The sequence below is a fragment of the Faunimonas pinastri genome (assembly GCF_900110915.1).
Lineage (GTDB): Bacteria > Pseudomonadota > Alphaproteobacteria > Rhizobiales > Afifellaceae > Faunimonas > Faunimonas pinastri.
Genome location: NZ_FOFG01000007.1, coordinates 184,656 through 205,121 on the forward strand (window position 1 = coordinate 184,656; position 20,466 = coordinate 205,121).

Annotated in this window: 20 protein-coding genes and 1 pseudogene; 6 read left to right on the plus strand and 15 right to left on the minus strand. The window is 64.6% G+C overall.

Translation table 11 applies throughout. From position 1 onward, the window contains the following. Window positions 1–441, minus strand: coding sequence for a DUF2948 family protein (locus BMY25_RS11305; protein ID WP_092496741.1), 441 nt, complete (start codon window positions 439–441; stop codon window positions 1–3). 193 nt (window positions 442–634) lie between these two features. After that, complete coding sequence (murA, locus tag BMY25_RS11310; RefSeq protein WP_092496742.1) at window positions 635–1,924, minus strand: UDP-N-acetylglucosamine 1-carboxyvinyltransferase; 1,290 nt, start codon at window positions 1,922–1,924, stop codon at window positions 635–637. Between the two features lie 61 nt (window positions 1,925–1,985). Here murA and BMY25_RS20810 point away from each other — a divergent pair, with 61 nt between their 5' ends. Continuing rightward, window positions 1,986–2,159 carry a hypothetical protein gene (locus BMY25_RS20810; protein ID WP_177176823.1) on the plus strand — a complete coding sequence of 58 codons (174 nt, stop codon included), beginning with the start codon at window positions 1,986–1,988 and terminating at the stop codon, window positions 2,157–2,159. Window positions 2,160–2,390: 231 nt separating this feature from the next. Continuing rightward, window positions 2,391–4,427, plus strand: a complete 2,037-nt coding sequence (locus tag BMY25_RS11320; protein ID WP_177176824.1) for a glycosyltransferase — start codon at window positions 2,391–2,393, stop codon at window positions 4,425–4,427. Here BMY25_RS11320 and BMY25_RS11325 read toward each other — a convergent pair. Both BMY25_RS11325 and BMY25_RS11330 read right to left on the minus strand, forming a co-directional pair. Beyond that, the gene (locus BMY25_RS11325; protein WP_092496745.1) at window positions 4,360–6,183 is read right to left on the minus strand and encodes a potassium/proton antiporter; all 1,824 of its coding nucleotides are present in this window, start codon (window positions 6,181–6,183) and stop codon (window positions 4,360–4,362) included. The genes BMY25_RS11320 and BMY25_RS11325 overlap by 68 nt on opposite strands. A gap of 81 nt (window positions 6,184–6,264) precedes the next feature. Continuing rightward, window positions 6,265–6,792 (minus strand): heme-degrading domain-containing protein, encoded by a 528-nt coding sequence (locus BMY25_RS11330; protein WP_092496746.1) that lies wholly within the window; start codon window positions 6,790–6,792, stop codon window positions 6,265–6,267. A 269-nt stretch (window positions 6,793–7,061) separates the two neighbouring features. Between BMY25_RS11330 and BMY25_RS11335 the strand changes: the two genes are divergently transcribed. Both BMY25_RS11335 and BMY25_RS11340 read left to right on the plus strand, forming a co-directional pair. Next, on the plus strand, window positions 7,062–7,523 hold the full coding sequence (locus BMY25_RS11335) for an Hsp20 family protein (RefSeq protein WP_092496747.1): 462 nt from the start codon (window positions 7,062–7,064) through the stop codon (window positions 7,521–7,523). Between the two features lie 19 nt (window positions 7,524–7,542). After that, window positions 7,543–7,797, plus strand: a complete 255-nt coding sequence (locus BMY25_RS11340; protein WP_092496748.1) for a BQ00720 family protein — start codon at window positions 7,543–7,545, stop codon at window positions 7,795–7,797. 100 nt (window positions 7,798–7,897) lie between these two features. Here BMY25_RS11340 and ptsN read toward each other — a convergent pair whose 3' ends face one another. The 6 genes from ptsN to BMY25_RS11370 all read right to left on the minus strand — a co-directional run bounded on the left by ptsN (window position 7,898) and on the right by BMY25_RS11370 (window position 13,340). Beyond that, entirely contained in the window at window positions 7,898–8,371 is a 474-nt protein-coding gene (gene ptsN, locus BMY25_RS11345) for a PTS IIA-like nitrogen regulatory protein PtsN (RefSeq protein WP_092496749.1), read from the minus strand. A gap of 294 nt (window positions 8,372–8,665) precedes the next feature. Beyond that, the gene (rpoN, locus tag BMY25_RS11350; RefSeq protein ID WP_092496750.1) at window positions 8,666–10,147 is read right to left on the minus strand and encodes an RNA polymerase factor sigma-54; all 1,482 of its coding nucleotides are present in this window, start codon (window positions 10,145–10,147) and stop codon (window positions 8,666–8,668) included. A gap of 84 nt (window positions 10,148–10,231) precedes the next feature. Further along, the gene (gene lptB / locus BMY25_RS11355) at window positions 10,232–11,206 is read right to left on the minus strand and encodes an LPS export ABC transporter ATP-binding protein (protein WP_092496751.1); all 975 of its coding nucleotides are present in this window, start codon (window positions 11,204–11,206) and stop codon (window positions 10,232–10,234) included. Further along, the gene (locus BMY25_RS11360; RefSeq protein WP_092496752.1) at window positions 11,121–11,810 is read right to left on the minus strand and encodes an LptA/OstA family protein; all 690 of its coding nucleotides are present in this window, start codon (window positions 11,808–11,810) and stop codon (window positions 11,121–11,123) included. The genes lptB and BMY25_RS11360 overlap by 86 nt, the downstream gene beginning before the upstream one ends. Further along, window positions 11,807–12,466 carry an LPS export ABC transporter periplasmic protein LptC gene (gene lptC / locus BMY25_RS11365; protein WP_177176825.1) on the minus strand — a complete coding sequence of 220 codons (660 nt, stop codon included), beginning with the start codon at window positions 12,464–12,466 and terminating at the stop codon, window positions 11,807–11,809. Before lptC ends, BMY25_RS11360 begins: the two co-directional genes overlap by 4 nt. 259 nt (window positions 12,467–12,725) lie before the next feature. Beyond that, window positions 12,726–13,340, minus strand: a complete 615-nt coding sequence (locus tag BMY25_RS11370) for a ribonuclease D (protein WP_092496754.1) — start codon at window positions 13,338–13,340, stop codon at window positions 12,726–12,728. 102 nt (window positions 13,341–13,442) lie between these two features. Here BMY25_RS11370 and BMY25_RS20815 point away from each other — a divergent pair, with 102 nt between their 5' ends. After that, window positions 13,443–13,727: a hypothetical protein gene (locus BMY25_RS20815; protein WP_177176826.1), complete on the plus strand. Its 285-nt coding sequence runs from the start codon at window positions 13,443–13,445 to the stop codon at window positions 13,725–13,727. A 669-nt stretch (window positions 13,728–14,396) separates the two neighbouring features. On the opposite strand, the gene BMY25_RS11380 is transcribed toward BMY25_RS20815, so the two are convergent. The 4 genes from BMY25_RS11380 to BMY25_RS11395 all read right to left on the minus strand — a co-directional run bounded on the left by BMY25_RS11380 (window position 14,397) and on the right by BMY25_RS11395 (window position 18,679). Continuing rightward, window positions 14,397–15,539, minus strand: a complete 1,143-nt coding sequence (locus BMY25_RS11380; protein ID WP_092496755.1) for a hypothetical protein — start codon at window positions 15,537–15,539, stop codon at window positions 14,397–14,399. A gap of 158 nt (window positions 15,540–15,697) precedes the next feature. Beyond that, on the minus strand, window positions 15,698–16,063 hold the full coding sequence (locus tag BMY25_RS11385) for a hypothetical protein (protein ID WP_092496756.1): 366 nt from the start codon (window positions 16,061–16,063) through the stop codon (window positions 15,698–15,700). A 638-nt stretch (window positions 16,064–16,701) separates the two neighbouring features. Next, on the minus strand, window positions 16,702–17,247 hold the full coding sequence (locus BMY25_RS11390) for a hypothetical protein (RefSeq protein WP_092496757.1): 546 nt from the start codon (window positions 17,245–17,247) through the stop codon (window positions 16,702–16,704). A gap of 844 nt (window positions 17,248–18,091) precedes the next feature. Further along, a complete protein-coding gene (locus tag BMY25_RS11395) occupies window positions 18,092–18,679 on the minus strand; it encodes a recombinase family protein (RefSeq protein ID WP_092496758.1) in 588 nt (195 codons plus the stop codon). 806 nt (window positions 18,680–19,485) lie between these two features. Here BMY25_RS11395 and BMY25_RS11400 point away from each other — a divergent pair. Further along, window positions 19,486–19,965, plus strand: coding sequence for a toll/interleukin-1 receptor domain-containing protein (locus tag BMY25_RS11400; RefSeq protein ID WP_428976959.1), 480 nt, complete (start codon window positions 19,486–19,488; stop codon window positions 19,963–19,965). Between the two features lie 180 nt (window positions 19,966–20,145). On the opposite strand, the pseudogene BMY25_RS11405 reads toward BMY25_RS11400, so the two are convergent. After that, a pseudogene (locus BMY25_RS11405) lies at window positions 20,146–20,352 on the minus strand (integrase core domain-containing protein); the annotation flags it as partial. Window positions 20,353–20,466: the final 114 nt, after the last annotated feature.

Genomic DNA, 20,466 nt, shown 5'->3' on the forward strand with positions numbered 1-20,466 from the left:
TCAGTCTAATCTGTGTCTGGGTGTCATCCGGGCGGACCATTGCGGCCCGAGATCGGCAAGGCGGGCCTCGATGCAATCCACTTCGAGGCGGATCGTGGCGCCGCCGGAAAAGACGAGCGTGAGATGGCCGTGCGGGGCGGCATCCTCGAACTGCAGCGCCAGCAGGGACAGCACATCGTTCGGCCGGCTGCGGTCGATGCCCTGCGATTGCACCGCGAAGACGCGGTCCAGCGTGAGCGCCGAGCGCCGGCGCTCGGGCGCGCCGAACCGGAGCTTGCGAACTTCCCAGGCGAAGCGGTTGCAGCTCAGCGTGAGGCGCCGGTCACGGGGGAGATACACAAGGTCCCGAACGGTGAGCACGGCATCCTGGAGAGCCGCGGAAATGACCTGCAGGTCTTCCGTGTCCAGGGCGGCGAGGCGGAGGCTGTCGGCAGCGGACATGGGCACCGTTCAGTCTGGAGAACAATTGCAAGGGTCGTAGGGCGTTGCCCCGCGTCCGGCAAGGTCGGCTCCAGCTTTGTTGATCGGTCCGGCACGCGGGTCGCCGCTGATCGCCGGTGTCGAACGTTTCGTCTCAGGCCCGGGCCCGGCCACCAACCGCCGCGCGCCGAGAGCGCGGCGGGTGAAAGGACGATCAGGCGCGCAGGCGCTCGATTTCCGCGCCGCAGGCGGAAAGCTTCTGCTCCAGCTTCTCGAAGCCGCGATCCAGATGGTAGACGCGGTTGATCGTGGTCTCGCCGTCGGCGACGAGCCCGGCGATCACCAGCGACACGGAAGCGCGCAGATCGGTCGCCATGACCGGCGCGCCCTTCAGCGACTTGACGCCCGTCACTGTGGCGCGCTGGCCGTCGAGGTGGATGTCCGCGCCGAGGCGGGCGAGCTCCGCCACATGCATGAAGCGGTTCTCGAAGATCGTCTCGGTGATCTCCGAGCGGCCGTCGGCGCGGGTGATCAGCGCCATGAGCTGCGCCTGTAGGTCGGTCGGGAAGCCCGGGAACGGAGCGGTCGTGACCTTCACCGGGGCAAGGCCCGCGCCGTTGCGATAAATGCGCAGGCCGTGATTGGTCTCGGTGATCTCGACCCCGGCCTGAACCAGCACGTCGAGCGCGTTCTGCAGGAGATCGGCGCGCACGCCTTCCAGCGTCACGTCGCCGCCGGTCGCGGCCACGGCCATGGCATAGGTGCCGGTCTCGATGCGGTCGGGCAGCACGCTGTGGGTGCAGCCGTGCAGGCTGTCGACGCCCTGGATGTGGATCGTGTCCGTGCCGGCGCCCTCGATCTGCGCGCCCATCTTGATGAGGCAGGCGGCGAGATCCTGGATCTCGGGCTCGCGCGCGGCGTTCTCGATCACCGTTTCGCCGCGGGCCAGCGTCGCGGCCATCATCACCGTGTGGGTGGCGCCGACCGAAACGCTCGGGAAGCGGACGCGGCCGCCCTTGAGGCCGCCGGGCGCGCTCGCCAGCACGTAGCCGCTTTCCAGCTCGATCTTGGCGCCCAGCCCTTCCATGCCATGCAGGAAGAAGTCGACGGGCCGGGTGCCGATGGCGCAGCCGCCGGGCAGCGAGACCCGCGCCTCGTGCATGCGCGCCACCAGCGGGCCGATCACCCAGAAGCTCGCCCGCATGCGCGAGACGAGGTCGTAGGGAGCCGTGGTGTCGACGATCTCCTCGGCCCGGAAGTTCAGCGTCTCGCCCGCATGCCCGCTTTCGCCGATGCGCTTGCCGTTGACGGTATAGTCGACGCCGTGATTGCCGAGAATGCGCTTCAGCAGCGCCACGTCGGCGAGATCGGGCACGTTTTCCAGCGTCAGCGTTTCCGACGTGAGCAGGCTGGCGATCATCAGCGGCAGGGCGGCGTTCTTCGCGCCCGAGATCGGGATGCTGCCGTTCAGCCTGTGGCCGCCAGTGATTCGGATTCGGTCCATACGGATTTCCTGGTGTCTGGTCTTGGAGGACCGGATTGTTTCATTCGCCCCGACCGGCCGCGTGGTCCTGATCGTCCGCGTTGCCACGATCGGTTGCGTCGCCCTGGTCGAAGGGTGGGCCCGGATTGCGGTCTGCCGCGCGATTCGTCGCTCCGGCAGCCTTGCGGCGCCTGAGATTGGCGCGCAGGGCCTCGGCAAGACGCTTTTCGCGATCCTGCTTAGAGGTGCTGACTGAGTCGCGATCCGTGGCCATGACCGTTGTGCATAGACCAGACCGGCCGCACTGCAAAGCAAAGTCCCTCGCAGGACGGAGGATTACTCGCAGACGTTGTACAAAGGATTCGCACTTGGAGCGAAAATCCGGCAGAAGCACGTTCTGTTGGGGAACTTACCTTTGGTGGGGTAGGTGGTGCATTCCAGTCTGGAAGATCCGGGGGGCGGCCGCAGGCGCCTTTTGCAGGGACGTTTGCGTCTGCGTGGGGCTGGCGCGACTCTGCGCGAGGCCGTTCCGGCTTTGCCGACCGCGCAAGGCTCGGCGCGGGTCGTCCATCTCGGCCGGGCTCACCGGGCGCTGCCGCCGGAGATCGCCTTTCTGGAGCGCCATGGCTTCGGCCGCCCGCTGCTCGACACCGCCGCCCGCCTTGCCGATCTTCGCGGAACAAGCCCGCGCGACGAACTCTTCTCCTTTCCGAGCTTCGACCGGAATAGCTACTGGCGCCTGCTGGCCGATGACCTGGGGCTGGAATATCTCCCCGATCTCCACGGCGCCGACCTCGATCCAGCCGCCGGTCCTGTGGTGAGCCAGGCGCTCCGCCGCGCCGATACCGTGCATGCGATCCTCGGTGGCGAGGCGCTGTTGGTCCGCGCGCCCGACGGTGAGGGAATAGAGTTCCTCCGCGCGTCGCTGGCGCGGCTGCCGGGGCTCGACCAGCGCGTTCGTATCGCCGCGCCGGAGGCGATCCGCACCCTGCTGCTCGCCCGCCGCCGCGCCGCCTTCCTGCGCCTGTCGGTGGAGCGGCTGCGGCGCGCCATGCCGGATTGCTCCGCCTCGAGGCTGCACCGGGCGGGGTTCTTCAGCCTCGGCATCGTCTTCGCGCTGGTCGCGCTCTTCATGAGCGTGATCCTGCACCCGATGCCGGTCTTCTCGGTCGCGGCGGCGCTGGTCACGATGTGCTTCTGTCCGGCCGTTGCCTGGAAGCTTGCCGCGGCCTTTATCCGGCCGAAGCTGCCGGTGGGCGAGCCTCTGCCCGATCATCTGCTGCCGACCTACACGATCATGGTCGCCCTCTACCAGGAGGGGGACGTGGTGCAGGACCTGCTCTCGCATCTCGACCGGATCGACTATCCCCGCTCCAAGCTGCAGATCCTGCTGGTGCTGGAAGAGGACGACGCCGACACGCATTTCGCGGCCTGGCGCGCCTACGCGGAGCGGCCGTTCGAGACGGTGCTCGTGCCGCCCTGCCGCCCGCGCAACAAACCGAAGGCGCTGGTCTACGCGCTGCCCTTCGCGCGCGGCGATCATGTCGTCGTCTTCGATGCGGAGGACCGGCCCGAGCCCGGCCAGCTCCGGCAGGCGGCGGCGCTCTTCCACGAGGACCCGGAGCTCGGCTGCCTGCAGGCGAAGCTGACGCCCGACACGCACGAATCCTGGTACGCGCGCATGTTCACGCTGGAATATGCGACGCATTTCGAGGTGCTGCTGCCGGCGCTGGCGGCCTGGAAGATGCCGCTGCCCTTGGGCGGCACGTCGAACCACTTTCCCCGCCACGTTCTGGAGCGGGTGGGGGCGTGGGATCCATTCAACGTCACCGAGGATGCCGATCTCGGCGTTCGTCTCGCGCGCTTCGGCTACAAGGCCGCGATGTTCGGGGCGCGCACCTTCGAGGAGGCGCCGGTCACGCTCGGCCAGTGGTTGCCGCAGCGGCGGCGCTGGATCAAGGGGTGGATCCAGACCGCGCTGGTCTGCTTCATGGCGCAGGGCAGCGGACGCCGCGATCTGCCCCTGGTCAAGGCGCTCTCCGCCCATGTGGTGCTGACGATCGGCGTGCTGGGCCTGCTGCTTTATCCCGTCTCCATCCTCGCCTTCGTTCAGGCGGTGGAGCAGATGCTGCGGGGCGTGCGGTCGCCCGATCTCGCGGTCAACGTCCTGTCCTGCCTCGCGGTGCTGAATGCGGGGATCTGGCTGTTCGGCTCGGCGGTGGCGAGCCTGCGAGGCTTACGCTCGGCTGGAGCGTGGAAGCTCGCGCCGCATGTCCTCTGGCTGCCGATCTACTGGGCGCTGATGTCGCTGGCGGCGTGGCAGGCGCTGTTCCAGGTCGTGCGCGATCCCTTCCATTGGGAAAAGACGAAGCACGGCGTCGCCCGTCACCGCGGCGGCGCGGTTAAGGGGGAGCCGGAGCGGCGCGGGATCGCGGGTGGCCTCGGTCGAGCCCGCGTCACTGCGCGGCTCGGGAGCCTTTGGCTTTCCCGCCGAAAAACTGCCGGATCCGCACCGCCACCCTGAGCAGCGCACGCACCGTCTGCATGGTCGGGCCGACGACCGCCTGCGGTTCCAGGGCCAGGCCGGCCGAAATCACGCGCCCCTCGTCGTCCGTGTCGCGCACGACGAGATCGACCGGGCCGCAGCCGACGCGGTCGCCGACTTCCGCCCGGCCGCCGAGCCGATCGGCCATGAAGCGGGAGATGGTCAGCTCGGGATCGGCCGTGGGCACCTGCGCGCCGTAGGCCTGCGCCAGGCCGGCCACCGGCTTTGTCGGATCGATCACGAAGGCGCCGAAGAAATCGTCGTCGTCGGCCGCCAGACGCGCCGGACTGCCGAACAGCCGGTCGAGAAGGCGGGTGTAGCGCGGCGCGGCGAAGAGATAGACGTAGTCGCCTTCCTGCAATCGCCCGGCATACTGATACCGCATCGACTGGCCCTTGCGGATCACCAGCGAGGGACGCGCCCAGCGCGGCACGCGCTCGCCCAAAGCCACGGGGCTGTTCCCGACGATGCGATAGACGACCAGCTCATGATGCGCGCTGCCCGGCAGCTCCAGCTCGACGCGCTCCACCAGCCCGGTCTTCGGCGGGATGACGAGGCCGAGCCGCGTGGCCAGAGGCGTGATCGTCCAGCCATGCACCAGCAGCGAGGTGAGCACGACGATGAAGGCGACGTTGAAATAGGTCTGGCTGTGGTCGATGCCTTCCGCCAGCGGCAGGATGGCGAGCAGGATCGAGACGGCACCTCGCAGGCCCACCCAGGAGATGAAGGTGCGCTCGCTGCTCTGGAAGCGGAACGGCCAGAGGCAGACCCAGACGGCGAGCGGCCGCGCGATGAAGATCAGCACCAGCGCGATCAGAACGGACGGAAGGGCGATCATGGCGAAGCGGGCGGGATTGGCGAGCAGGCCCAGCATCAGGAACATGATGATCTGCGCCAGCCACGTCATGCCCTCCTGGAACCGCTGCAAGGTGGCCTTGGCCTTGAGCGGCCGGTTTCCGGCATAAAGACCCGCGACGTAGACGGCGAGGAAGCCGCTGCCTTCCACCTCGCCCGCCGCGGCGAAGATGACCAGCGAGGCCGCCAGCACCAGCACGGGATAGAGCCCGTGCTCGAAGTTGAAGCGGTTCACCATCTTGGTGATGAGAAAGCCGCCGATCAGGCCGAAGACCACGCCGAGGCCCATCTCCCGCACGAAGCTGAGGACGAGGCCAGGAATGCTGATCCCGCCATGCGCGCTGCCGAACCGGATCAGCTCCACGAGCGTGATGGTGAGGAAGATCGCCATCGGGTCGTTGGCACCGGATTCGATCTCCAGCGTGGAGCGCACCCTTTCGCGGATCGGCGTGCCGCCGACGCGCATCAGAAAGAAGAGGGCGGCCGCGTCGGTGGAGCTCAGGATCGCGCCGAGCAGCAACGATTCCGGCCATGAAAAGGGGAGAACGACATGCGTCGCGAGAGCGATGAGGCCGGCGGTCACCAGCACGCCGACGGTGGCGAGCGCCAGCGCGGGACCGGCTGCCTGCCGCAGCGACGCCAGCCGCATCTGGAAACCGCTGTCGAACAGGATCACCGCCAGCGCGAGGTTGCCCACGACATAGGCCGTGGTGGCGTCGTCGAAATGCAGCCCGAGACCGTCCTCGCCGGCAAGCAGGCCGACGGCCAGGAAGACCAGCAGGATCGGCGCGCCGAAACGGAATGCGAGCAGGCTCGTGAAGATCGCGATCATGATGAGCCCGGCGCAAATCAGGATCGCCGGGTACAACAGATCGAGCATCAGCAAACTTTCCTCAGTCTATGTCGGTCGCGCGGCGGTGGGCTTCGCCCCGAGCGGGTTCCCGTTCCAGGCCGGATCGGATCAACGCGCGGGGGACGCCGGCGGGGCAGGCTCGTCGGGGCCGCCCCCGTCCAGGTGAGCCCGGGAGAGATAATCCCTCAGCGTCGTCACGATCAGCGCATGATCTTCCGTCTGGGGCAGTCCGGACACCGTGATAGTGCCGACGAAACCGGCCGACTGGACGAAAAGCGGGAAGGCCCCACCATGCACGGCGAACTCGCGCTCGTCGAGGAGATATTTCTCGTGAAACGACGTACCCTTGCCTTCGGAGCTCATGCGCATCAGCATCGTGCTGTGGTGAAAGCGCTCGACCACCGCACGTTTGCGGCGGATCCATTCCACGTTGTCGGGCGTGGCGCCGGGAGCGGCATAGAAGAAGAGCCGCTCCGCCCCCTGCATGATCTCGATGGCGATCGGCAGCCCGCGCTGCAGCGCCCGCAGGGCGAGGCGGGAGCCTATCTCCCAGGCGACCGCATGGTCGAAATGGGGAAAGCGAAGCTCCGCCTCCTGCCGGGTCAGCTCTTCGACAAGGCGCGCGTAATCGGTCATCGGTCTCCCGCCGTCAGAACCCGCCGATTGAACAACATGGCCGCCGCCTTTTCCAGTGCGCCGTGTCCGCCACTGGCCGAAGATCGCGATCGCCCCGGCTGAGTGGCGGCAATCGGCGTGGGAAGTGAGAGGTGCTGGCGGGAGGGGTTGCCGGGATCGCTGTGGCGGGGCGTTGAAGGCGCCGCCGGACCGCCCATATATTCGTTATGCAATGGCCGGATGCCCGTCGGGGTCCGGCATGCGAAGTCGCTTGCGAAGGACTTTGCGGAATGTCTCGTATGACTGCCTTTTCAAGCCCGCTGCTGTTGGGCTTCGACGATATCGAACGGCTGCTCGACCGGGTATCCAAGACCTCGGCCGACGGCTACCCTCCCTATAATATCGAGCGGATCGTTCCGCCCGGCGGGGAGGTGCAGGACGCCGGCGCCGAGGAAGGCGCCGGGCCGACGCGGATCCGCATTACGCTGGCCGTGGCCGGTTTCTCGCCCCGCGATCTCGATATCTCCGTGGAGGAAAACGAACTCGTGATCCGGGGTCGCCAAACCGAGGAGCAGGGTCGTGAGTTCCTTCACCGGGGCATCGCAGCCCGCCAGTTCCAGCGCACCTTCGTGCTGGCGGACGGAATGCGGGTCACCGGAGCGGATCTGAAGGACGGGCTTCTGGCTATCGATCTCGAAAGGCCGGAGCCGGTCAAGACGGTTCGCAAGATCCAGATCGTTTCGCGCGACTGAGCCAACAAGGAGCCAAGACATGAGTAATACGGCACCGAACACAATGTCGGCCGACGAGCTGGAAAGCTTCGGCGACAGCGGGCTCGCTTATGTGCGTCCGGTCTGGTCGGATGAAGTGCGTTCGCTGTTTCCCCAGGCCCCGGATCTTGCGCCGGGCCTCAAGCTCTGGGCGCTTCTGACGGCGGAGGGCCAGCCGATCCTGCTGACAGACGACAGGTCGGTCGCGATCGCCAACGCCCACGAGCACGATCTCGAGCCGGTCAGCGTTCACTGATCTGTCACGCCGGTCCGGAGAGCCTGCGGGCTCGCGCCGGATCGGTTTCGATCCCTGAAATCAGGGGCACGCCTGCCGCGTTTTCCTGCGGCACCGCGCGTCAGGCGAGGGCGTCCGAGGATTGCGGATTCACCGGCGCCAGCAGGAGCGCCAGCCCGGCCGCCTCGTTGGTCGCGCGAAGATCCTTGGCAAATTCCGGATCGCGCAAAAGCCGCGCCACGCGGGCCAGCGCCTTCAGGTGATCCGCGCCCGCGCTTTCCGGCGCAAGCAGCAGGAACACCAGATCGACCGGCTGATCGTCCAGGGATTCGAACTCCACCGGGCGGACGAGGCGCGCGAAGACGCCTGTCATGTGCTCGATGCCGGGAAGCTTGCCGTGCGGGATCGCAACGCCATGCCCCACGCCTGTCGAGCCCAGCTTCTCGCGTTGCTGGATCGTGTCGAGAATGTTCTTCTCCGGCAACCCGGTCAGGCCCGCCGCAATGGCCGCGAGTTCCTGCAGAACCTGCTTCTTGCCCTGCGCCTTCATGCACGGAATCACGGCTTCCGGCTTTAGGAGATCACTGAGGTTCATGGAAACATCCCGGCTGTGGGGCGGCATCGGAACCGGACGCTCTCGCCCGATCCTGCTGCTGCTTGTGCCTGGTCCTTATCAAGGGCTCTGTGGCGGGTTGCCTTGCTGGCGCAGCCTCGACTGCGCCTGATCTCGGACGGCCATGGCCGAGGCCCGTCCGTTTCTTTCAGCGAAGTCCCGTTCGTCGCAGCGAGGCGGCGCCGGGAGGGAACTGCGAGGCGGACGTGTACGCGCCGAACCTGGTGAAGTCAATCTGACGCATCCGGGAGCCCTCGGGTCTGTTTCGATGAGCCTTCATGAGGCCAAGGCACGCCGCTTGTCGCGCCGGCGCTGCACCGATGAGGCGATGCCCATCATCTCGCGGTACTTTGCGACCGTCCGGCGGGCGATGTCGATGCCGTCGCGGTCGAGCAGGGCCACGATGCCGTCATCGGAGAGGACAGCCTCGTTGTGCTCGGCGGCGATCAGCTGGCGGATGCGGTGCTTCACCGCCTCGGCGGAATGACCCTCGCCGCCATCGGTGGCGGGGACGGAGGAGGAGAAGAAGAACTTCAGCTCGAAGACGCCCCGCGACGTCGCCATGTATTTCTGCGCGGTGGCGCGGCTGACCGTGGATTCGTGCACGCCGATCGCGTCGGCGATGGCGCGCAGGTTCAGGGGCTTCAGCCGCGACACGCCGTGCAGCAGGAACTCCTCCTGCTGGCGCACGATCTCGCTCGCCACCTTGAGAATGGTCCGGGCGCGCTGGTCGAGGCTCTTCTCCAGCCAGCTCGCCTTCTGCAGGCATTCCGACAGAAAGCGCCGCTCGGCCCCATCCGGCAGCTTGCCGCACACCTTGGCGTGATAGCTCCGGCTGACGAGGATGCGCGGCAGCGTCTCCTCGTTGAGCTCGACCAGCCAGCTGCCGTCACGCGCCTTCCTGACCAGGATATCCGGAACCACGGTGGGGGCGAATTCATGCGAAAAGGCCAGACCCGGCTTCGGATCGAGCGCCCGGATCTCCGCGATCATGTCTCTGATGTCGTCGGCATCGACACCGCAGACGAGGCGGAGAGCCGCGAAGTTGCCGGAGGCCAGCAAGGGCAGGTTGGCGCAGAGCGTCTGCATGGCGGGATCGAGCCGGTTCTTCTCCGCCAGCTGCAACGAGAGGCACTCGGCGAGATCGCGGGCGAAAATGCCGGTGGGTTCGAAGGTCTGGCAGCGGAGCAGCACCCGCTCCACATGCCCGACATTCGTGCCGAGTGTCGTCGCGACGACTTCGGTCGTCGTGGTGAGATAGCCGGCGGGGTCGAGTTCGGAAAGCAGATGCGAGGCGATCAGCCTGTCGCCGGCGTCCCTGAAGGTCGTCTCGATGCGGCGTTCGAGGGCGGCGGTGAGGCTCTCCTGTTCCTCCGCCCAGTTGTCGAACTCCCCCGATCCGCCTTCCGGGGCGGGGAGGCGGGAAGCGCCTGACGAAAGCGAGGAAAAGCTTTCCGGCAAGGCGTCCGAAAGGGTGTCTGAGCCGCTGTCATGCGGGGAAACGTCCGCCGGCTCGGCGTCAAGCTCCCGCAAGGCGACGATGCCGTCTTCGGCAAGGGTCTCGGAAACCGCCGGCGCTTCGCTGTCGGCGGTGGTTTCCCCGCCGCGCTCCAGCAGCGGATTCTGCTGCAATTCGGTATCGAGGAACTGCTCCAGCTCGAAGCTCGACATCTGCAGCAGACGGATCGCCTGCATGAGCTGCGGAGTGATGACCAGAGACTGACTCTGTCGCATCTGAAGCTTGGCGGAAAGACTCATGACACCTGCCCCGCCGCGCCCGAAGGCTTCAACTCTCCTTCCGGCCCGGTTCTTGCATGAAGCTTAATCGGGCCTTCGGATAAGTCAAAGCCTGAACTGCTCGCCGAGGTAGACGCGGCGCACATCCGGATTGGCGACGATCGCTTCCGGTCGGCCCTCGGTCAGCACGTGACCGGAATGGATGATGTAGGCGCGGTCGATCAGGCCCAGCGTTTCCCGGACATTGTGATCGGTGATCAGCACGCCGATGCCGCGCTGCGTGAGGTGGCGCACCAGCGCCTGGATATCGCCGACCGCGATCGGGTCGATGCCGGCGAAAGGCTCGTCCAGCAGCATGAAGGACGGTCGGCTCGCCAGCGCCCGGGCGATCTCGCAGCGCCGCCGCTCGCCGCCGGAAAGCGCGATGGAGGGCGACTTGCGCAGATGCGTGATGTGGAATTCCTCAAGGAGGCTGTCGAGTTCCTCCTCGCGCCGCTTCTTGTTGGGCTCGACCACCTCCAGAACGGCGCGGATATTGTCCTCGACGTTCAGGCCGCGAAAGATCGATGCTTCCTGCGGGAGATAGCCGACGCCCAGCCGCGCGCGCTGGTACATCGGCAGATGGGTGATGTCGAAACCGTCCATTTCGATCCGCCCGCCATTGGGCCGGATCAGGCCGGTGATCATGTAGAAGACGGTGGTCTTGCCCGCGCCATTGGGGCCGAGCAGGCCCACGGCCTCCCCCTGCCGGACGGCAATGGAGACATCCTCCACGACGACGCGCGACTTGAAGGCCTTGCGCAGCCCGCGGGCCACGAGCCACCCTTCGCTGCCGGAGAGCGCGGCGCCTTCGGCAAACTCGGCGGAGCGCACGGCCTGCCCGATTCCGGCGTCAGGGCGGTGCGGCTCGCTCGGGGCGCCCTTCGGGGCAGGGCGGGCGGGGGAATTCCGTTTCAGCAGGATAGTCCGGTCCTCGGGTTCGGGAGTGGCGCGGTCAGCGCTTCTTCGCTGCGGGGGCGCCACGCTTTCCCTGGTTGCTGGACGGCGCAAGAATGGTCTGGACGCGCCCGCCCTGAACATGCGCTTCCTTGGTCTTGAGGTTCACGGTCAGGCGATTGCCCCGAACGACATTGCCGTTCTGCGTCAGCACGACGTTGCCTGTCATGGTCACCATGTCGGTCGCCATCACGAAGGTCGCGTGGTCGCCGGTGGCCGTCTGGTCCTGGGATTGAACGACAACCGGCCCGGTGGCCTCGATGCGTTCGATCGAGCTGCCCGGCGCGCCGGCCACGCCGGAAGCAGCCGCGCCGCCGCCATTCGCGCCCGCGCTCTTGCTGGCCGCCCCGTTGCTGGCAGTGCCGGTGTTGGCAGCATTGGTGCCGCCCCCGGAATTGCCGCCGGCACCGCCCCCGACGCTGCCGGTGTAGAAGACCTGCATTTCCGGGGTCTTCATCAGCGATTCGCCCTGGCGAACGCGGACGTTGCCGCGATAGATCGCGAGCTTCTTGGCGTCCTGGATCTCCAGCGAATCCGCCTCGATCTGGATCGGATCGTTGGAATTGGCGGACAGGCCGGTGAAGGCCGCGCCGGGGTTCTGATCCTGCGACTGTGCGAACGCCGCGCCGGCCCCCAGCAGCGCCGCCGCCGCGAAAATCCCCGTTCTGAGAATATGACCCGAAATCATTTGGCCTGCCCGCCCCCCTGATCGGCCGCCGTGGCGGCGCCTTCCTCATTCTGCCTCTTGGGAGGCATCAGTGTCGAGCGCACGCCGCCCTCAAGCCTGATATTCTGCCCGCCCTCGCTAACGGAGAGTGTATCTCCGCTGGTCTGGCTGTCCTGATAGTGCACTGTCACCTCGTTGGGTGAAGTCATCGTGCCTCCCTTCAGGTCGATATCCGCATCATGCATTCGGACATCATAGCCGTCGGTCGATTCAATATTGATGTTGCCGTAGAGCTTCAGCGTGTTCTTCTGATTATCGAAGTCGCCGCTCTCCGCCGAGATGTTGGCCGAGCCCTGGCTCGGCAGCTTGATGACCCCGTTGATCGCCTTCAGGTTCACCTGGTTCGGTGAGCCCAGCGCCTGAACCGCCTGCGTCGCGTTGATGGTGTATTCGCGATGGGACTTGTCGAAGCCGGTCAGCTTCGGATCCTGCATCACGATGCCATTCTTGGTGATACTGAGCTTCAGCGCGGAAAGATCCGGGAGATTGTAGCTGGCGAGCTTGGCGATCACGGCGAAGAGCACCAGCGCCAGAGCGCCCGAGACGGGCAAAAACCGGCGGAGGAAGCGGACGGTCCGGCTGTGCCGGCGGGCGGACAGGAAAGCGCGCGTGCGCATCCGCGATCCTCGCGTCGGCAGGGCGGGATCGAGGGGGCTTTCACCGTTCATCGTGGCCGGTATCGACAAAGTCACGTTCCTTCAGTCCCGGCAGGCCGGACCGCGAGGCATCCATCCAGTACAATTGGGTTGCTTTCGCGGCAGTGGCAAGACAGCTCCGCCAGGACCGGGGAAGGCGGGAGGAAACCCAGCACCGAGCGTCGGGAACCGGAGCCAGGCCGGGGGCCCGAAAACAGCGAAGGCACGACAGGCAAACCCGTCAGGCGTGAGCGAAGATGTCGTTGTCCTCCCAGCCCAGGAGATCGAGTTCGGCCCGGGTGGAAAGAAAGTCGAAGCAGCGCTGCGCCAGGTGCAGCCGCCCTTCGCGCGCCAGCCGCTCCTCCAGCACCGCCTTCATGCGGTGGAGATAAAGGACATCGCTGGCGGCATATTCGAGCTGCTCGGCGGAAAGCGTCGGCGCGCCCCAGTCGGACGATTGCTGCTGCTTGTTCATCTCGACGCCGACGAGTTCGCGCGCGAGATCCTTCAGTCCGTGGCGGTCGGTATAGGTGCGCACCAGCTTGGACGCGATCTTGGTGCACCAGACCGGGTTCACGTCGATACCGAAGGCCTGTCGGAGCGTGGCCACGTCGAAGCGTGCGAAGTGGAAGATCTTGACGACCGCGGGATCGGTCAGGAGCCGCTCGAGATTGGGCGCGCGCTGCTGGCCGAGAGCGATGCGCACCACGTCGGCGCTGCCGTCGCCCGGCGAAAGCTGTACCACGCAGAGGCGGTCGCGATGATGGTTGAGGCCCATCGTCTCGGTGTCGACGGCCACGCTGTCGCGGTAGCGGGACAGATCGGGGAGGTCGCCCTCATGGAACCGGATGGTCATGGGCGATGGTCTCCGTCTGTCGTCTTGGGGAGGGCGACGGTCGCAGAACTGCGACCGGGAATGGTGCCCAGGAGAGGATTTCGCCATACCCGAGCTAACTGGTTGAAGAACAACAAGATTTCTCCGCGTTCAGGAGGCGTTGTTTATCACCCCTGTAGCACACTGGCAACCCGCTCAGCGCATCGCGTCCTTCTTGCCGCCGAAGCCAATCCGCCGATAAGCTTAAAGGCGAGTCAGGGGGAGGACATTGGTTATGCAAAAGAAGGTTTTTTCGCCCTTGCTGGTAGTGTCGTCTTTTTTGATGAGTGCTCCTGCATGGGGCTATTGTTCGGAGCCAAGCTTCAGCAGTTCAGCCCCGAATGCCCCATCAAGCTCCTCACGTCCTAGTGTTCCCTATTGCTTAGAGGAGTACCGGATCACCGGACGTCCCACTTGTCAGAGTTGGGAAATAGACAGCTATAAGTCTGAGCTGCGGGACTACATCGAGAAGCTTCAGCGATATGCAAACGAGAGCATCGACTTCGCCAAAGAGGCCATCTCCTTCGCGAAGAATGCGCAGGCCTATTCAAAGTGCGAGGCCACGGAAGCGGCAAACAGAGATTGAACGGGATCGGACCCGAGAGCCCTTAAGTGGCAGTGGGCGTTAAACGTGAGGGAGCGACACTCGGGCGTCACTCAGCAAGTCTGCTGCTCAAGCAGACCCGGCGGTGCATCGAAGCCGTGAAGCTCCCACTTGCGTCGGCGAGGGCACATGAAGGCAGAACAGGTCTCGCCTGAGTGCAGGATCAGCGTGGCCGCTTCATGGATGCTCGCGCGTTTGGGTGGAAGTTTAAAAACCATTGCTTGGCAAAGACTTAGTGCGACAGAGATCGCTATCTGCGTACTATAAGGACACAGAGGGGCCCTCTAAGCAGCTACGCTCCGGTTATGAGACAACCATATCATCTCCTTCACCTCAGCGGCATCCAAGATGGACCTCCTTCCTTCTCCTTTGTCCTAGCCATTAAGTGACCAACCAGAGAGACCTCTAGGCCTGTCACTCAGTGGTGAGGGTGATTAGGTCTCCTCTCCCTTCAGCTCCTTCCGCACCACTGGAAGCCTTGCCAGGACGTGTAGCTCTGCCGTCTTCTCCATGATCGCTATAGCTTCGTCAGCCCGAGAGGCCGCGACCATGATGCCATCGTGCATCCCGAGCGCGGTGATCCCCCTCTCATTGAGCGCCAAGGCGGCATAGACGAGAATGCAGCTCTCCTTCCACATCAGGTGGAGCCCCAAGCCCCTCTCGAAGCAGTCCGCCAAGGACGGGTGATGATCGTGGATGGTGTCTCTGATCCGCCGAATGGACCACCCGGCGGGCAGCTTCGCCGCCACCTCGGCGGGAAGGCCTCGTTTCGGCCCGTCGTTGAATAGCAGCGTTGCGACCGCTGCCTTAACGCCATCGCGATGCCCTTCCAGGCCCGGCACCGCGTAGAGGTCAATTCCATCCTCCGGCTGCGGGTGACCCATCCCCAGCAAGGCGAGCCTCGGGAACAGGCTCTTGAAGTCGAGGTCCGCTATCGGCTCCCCATCGATCCGGATGAAGCGCCTCTGGTGGCGCTTGAGGCTCTGCCACCACCCTCCGAAGAGCCGGCCGCCCAAGTCGAAGCGGGGCTTGTTGTCCCCGAGTGGCTGCGTGAAGTACCTCCGCAGAACCCGCTTAGACGTGTCCACGGGCTCGTCTCCGGTGAACCGGATATCGGCCGTCCTGAGATGACGGTTGATCCGGGCTACCTCGGCCCTGAGTTTCTTGGTCTTCCCCGTATCGCGGTAGTCGGACTGGGTGCTCCGGCGCTCCCATCGAGTGCTTCCCGGCATGGTCGGATTGTCCGCAAAGCCCCACTCCTTGCGGGTGAGGATGATGGTCTCGGGCTCCTCTTGCTCGATGTCGTCCAGCGTTGCTCCGGCGGCCCTAAGACGCTCCTGGAAGCTCTCTAAGGGAAAGATGATGGTAGTGAGGCCAGTCTTCTTCGATCCAGGCTGTAGCCCTATCCAGCCCGCTTTTTGAAGGGCCGTGAGGGCTTCCGAAAGATTCCGGAAGATCTTGCGGCTATAGCGCGTCTGCGCCTGGCCCTGGACCCTGAGGAACACAGCCAACCTGCTATCGCCCTGAGGAGGAGCAAGGCAGGCACAGGTAAGATTTGCCACGACCGCATCCAGCATCGCGAACTGCCGCTGGGCGGCGTCTGAGCGCTGCTGACGAGACCGCACCGCGCCCTCGTTCAGGAGTACAACGGCTTCGCGGGTGAGGACACGAAGAGGGGAATCAGGCCGGCTGGAAACCCACTGTTCAAACGGTGGTGCTCGATCAGCGGCTCCGTTCATGCTGGTTGCCCCTTACTGAGGAAGGGCGGGAAACCGTCTGCCTCGGTCACGATCACGGCGTCGAATTCGCTGGAGAGCCTCAGCTTCAACATCACGTCTCTTTTATCTCGGGCGAGCTTGGAAGCCCCTGCAAGCATGTGAGCATCTTCTGGGGCACCCGAGACGACCTCAAAATACTCCCGAAGCTTCTGAAGCCGCTTCCATTCTTCCACATTCAAGTAGGGTCTTCCACCTCTCGACGGAGAGGGATGGTCGAAGTCGAGGGCAAGCCGGTCCACCAACCAGCGACCGCTAACGTGGATGACGAGCTTCACCCCTTCTGCGCTTTGAACGACCAGGCGCGGGATCGCACGCATCGCCATAGCGCAGCCCTCTATGGTCTTCCCCGATCCCCAGTTCTTGTAGAGAGGTCCCGGTCCCTCAGGCCCAACCTCGAAAAGATAGGCGCCGTATGCCGCCGCAACGGGTGCACCCGGATGACTGCGAGCCCTGCCAGTGATGCTGTAGGCGATGAAGGCGTGAAGGATCGTGAGATCGTTCTTTCGCGTGGACGAGTTCTTTCGGGGATGATGATGCCTCGATCTTCCTGGCGCTCGGGGACGGAGCTGGCGTGCAGCTCTTGCTGCCCCTTGGAGGGACCGTGGATGGTTGATGGTCGAGGAGTGGCGTATGTCTTTCGTTTCCCCCTGAGAGTGGCCCAGGAGGCCTTGTGGGGGCCTCCCGCCGTTCGAGGGTGTTTGGATGAGCAACTGGGGCATATCGTTCGCTACCGCATCGGCCTCGGAGCGGACTGCTACCTGTCTCGGCCATTGAGATAGGGGCGGGCTGAGTCGAAGGTTGATCCGTTGATGATGCAGGCGGTATTCCGAGACCGGGGCCGACGAGCTCTTCGGGGTGCCCAGGCTAGCCGTCTTGTGGCGGCTGGTCGGAAGGCAGGCACTCAGAGAAGCATCAAAGCGGCCGGAGAGCGCTGGGCTTGCAGCGTGTCGGACATGCCGACTCATGCTGTTCCCTCTTCCTCAGGATCACAGGGGCCGAACCCCCAGTTCCGCGTGTCGTCCGTTATCACCGCGTCAAAGTCACCGAGGCCCTTCTGAAGTGCCTCCCCAAGTTTGGCCTTAGCCAGCTTCGAGGCTCGGGGGAGAACAGGGGTATCTTGAGTGGCGATGACAAAGCGATGCCGTAGCGATTGAAGCTGACGCCATTCATCAACATTGCTGTACGGCTTCCTCCGGGTTTTGGGAGGATTGTCGAAGTCGGTGGCCAAGCGGTCGGGCAGTCCAGGGCCTTTGACGTACACCGTTAGATCGGTGCCCTCCGGATATTCCTCAATCAGGCGGAAGATTGCCCTAGCGAGCATGATGAGGTCCTCAGCAGCCTTACCGGCACCCCAGATCGTTCGCCACGGCGCTGACGCCTGCGGGTTGGTTTCGAAGATGACCCCGGCGTAGGCTGCCTCAATGGTGGCCGCGAAGCCTTCCCGGCGTTTGCCGGAGATGGCTGCGGCTAGATAGGCGTGGACGGAGGTCGGGCTTTTCTTTTGCATGGTATGTTTCCTTTCTGGATGATGTCTCGGAGGGCCAGGGCGAGCGGAGCCTTGCGCGGGGTGACCGGACTTCGTTCGACTGATATCCACGCGGGAGACTTGGAGGCTCGTGAGCCGGCACAAGCCGAGATGGAGAAGGAGCGGAGCTTGCTCTGTTCGAGGCCTCGTCCCGCTTGCTTCAAGCCAGGCGGATTGAGTTCGAGCCTAGGGAATGCGGTTAGGCTGCTTCTTCATTCGGTCGCCCTAAATGGCCATCCCGCAGCCGACCGCTCCTTCAAGTGGGATGTCTAAATGCTCCGGGCCGGACGATCGCTCTCTCTTCTGGCGTCCAGATGCCGGGCGGAGCTCACACCGATTGCGTTGATTAGTCGGAAAAAAGGGGTGAGGAGGAATGACTGAGTAGCAAGCCATTCGGGTGTCGCGGTCGCGCGACAAAGCTGGCCTGCGGCACCGCTCGACCGCCCACGCAAATGAGACGCCCCCGCTTGTTGCCGAGGACGTGAGCAGAACTGGGAGAAGGAAGTGCTCCGCTACGCGCTTGATGTCTTGTCGCACTTGATGCGCAAAGCCGAACGCGCCGGAGAGCCAGAGAACGGATATAAGAATGCTCACAAGCAACCACTCCCAATTGGCAAGAACCAAGTACGGGCGGGAGTGGTGGACCCCTGGAGCTGGGCTTCCTCTCAGAGGGAGAGTTGGTGGCGAAGCCTAAGCCATAGTTGATGCTAGCTAGGCGATGCCAATCCTGCAAGACCCGTCATCCGCCTTCCTGGCAGCTGTCTGGGCTTTCGATCCGGAAGGACTTTGCCGAGCGGCCCGAGTGTGACCACGGGGCCCTTGACGATCACGCCGGGGAGGAGGTTGGCTTGTGTAGCCCCGCCGCCTCAAGCGCCCGGTACACTGAGCCGCGCCCGACGCCTGTGAGCTTTACGATGTCGGAGACACGCTTCCCGTCCCTGAACAGCGCGACGACTTCATCGGCTTTGGCGCGAGCCGTAGGCTTTCGACCCTTGTATCGGTTCTCCGCCTTGGCCTTGGCGATGCCCTCTGCCTGCCGCTCCAGCATGATCTCCCGCTCGAACTGCGCGATGGCCGCCAGGACGTTGAGCATGAGGCGGCCCGTAGAGCCGGTCGTGTCGAGGGTCTCACTGCCGAACTGGAGTATGCAGAGGCCCACTTTGCGGGAGTGGAGGCTGTCTGCAAGCTCTGCTACGGATCGCACGTTGCGCCCCAGGCGGTCGAGCTTCGTGACGACCAGCTTGTCTCCCTCTCGGAGGAACCGCAGAGCCTCATCCAGCTCCGGTCGTTCCGTCACTGACGAGCGCTGCTCGCTGAAGATCCTCTCGCATCCTGCCGCTTTGAGGTCTCGAAGCTGAGCCTCCAAGCCTGCTTCCTGCTCGACGGTCGAGGTCCGCGCATATCCCACCAGCATCCGTGTTCCCTGAGTGTCCATTAGGCTCAAGAGATGATGAGTCGTGATTGTCCGAAAGTCAATGGGGCTCTATTGGACACAAAGAAGGGGAGGGGCGGACACGTCCGATAGCTCCTGCCCTAGTGGACATGGCGCCTGCACTCGCAGTGGCGCACGTAGGGCTTGCCCTCACGTCGCCAGGTGCTAAGCTAGCTTTCGCTAGAGGCGGTCTGACAGGCCGCTGCCCGAGGCAACCTCACTTAGATGACGATCCAGAAGGTCACGGTAAGCAGCGCCGTGGCCTTCATTCTCCTCCCCCTTCAAGACGCATGCCTCCACCCGCGCTTAGGTCCGGATGGTAGGCTGTGCGCGGGTGTTAGCCCCCACCGGGGGGAATGCGTTCGCTGCCGCGTGAAATATCACCCCTCGCGCGGGTGACCCTCGCGCAGACTCCTGAGGGGGGCAAAATCAGTAAGCCACGCACCGATTTTCCGAATGATCTAGAAAATTGGAGCGGGCCGCCGGTATAGAGGATGTGCCGCCCGTAATGATGCTTGTGAGCGGCAGTGGTATACGGGATCATCAACCACATGGCAAAATGCACAGCACCAGTAAACGGTCACCACTCAGCTAGCGCTGAAGCGGCCTGCCCTGCATGCCGTGAGCGCTACGGTCGCTACAGCAGCTACGGGACCTACTCGTCCGGTTCCTACTCCGCTTCGGCCAGCAGTGGGAGTAGCCGGAGTAGTGTCGGCGGGTCCGGCAGTAGCGTCGGTGGAGCCGGTAGCGGCGTGCGGCCGAGCTGGTCGCGAGCCGGTTCGTCCGTGATGTACACGCCCGCCGAGGTGCGGGCACTTACGCCGATCCGCAGCAGCGTCGAAAAGCGAGCGCCCCTGCCTGACCGTCGGGACGTCTTTCTCTGCCACGCGTGGGACGACCGGAGAGGGGCTGCCAAGGAACTGCACGATCTTCTCGAGTCGCTTGGTGTCTCGGTCTGGTTCAGCGAGAAAGACGTCGCCCTCGGCACTTCGTTGCTACGCGAAATTGATAAGGGGCTGGCCAAATCGAGAGTTGGGATCGTGCTGGTGACCCCTGCACTGCTTCGCCGCGTTCAAGGCGAGGGCATTGCGGACAAAGAACTTTCGGCGCTTCTAGCGCGTGACCTGCTCGTCCCCATTGTGCACGATACGACGTATGAAGCTCTCCGCGAAGTAAGTCCTCTGCTTGGGTCACGAAGCGGCCTTAGCACCGCAGAGGGGCCAATGGCGGACGTCGCGGCTAAGCTTGCTGAGCTTGTCGCCAGCTAGCTCTACGATTTTGTTAGAGGAACGACGAAGGGGCAGGGCGGCCAAGGTACCCGTGCCGCTGCGGAACAAAATGCGTTCAGCACTCTATGAGCGAGCTATGGTTGTGGCGTGATGATGTCACGAAACTTCTTCGGCCGACGCTAGGCCTGGCCTGCCCCCAATCGGTGGCCCGTTTCAAATCTAATGCATTGTTGGCTTGTCGGCCACGCTTGAGGCGGCCGGGGAAGCGGGTTGTGTTGGCGTCGCCGGCCACAGCACGGCGTTGGGTGCGGGCGGCTTGTAACCGAGCGAAGAGTGCGGGCGACGGGTGTTGTAGTGCTGCCTCCAGCCCTCAATGATGATCCGTGCCTCGGCCAGGCTATAGAACAGCTCGCCGTTCAAAAGCTCATGACCTGCCCCTAAGATATCCTCCACGCGGCGTTAGAGTCCGGCCCTTGAAAGGACGGACGGACGGAATGAAGCGAGCGAGATTCACGGAAGAGCAGATCATCGGGATCCTGC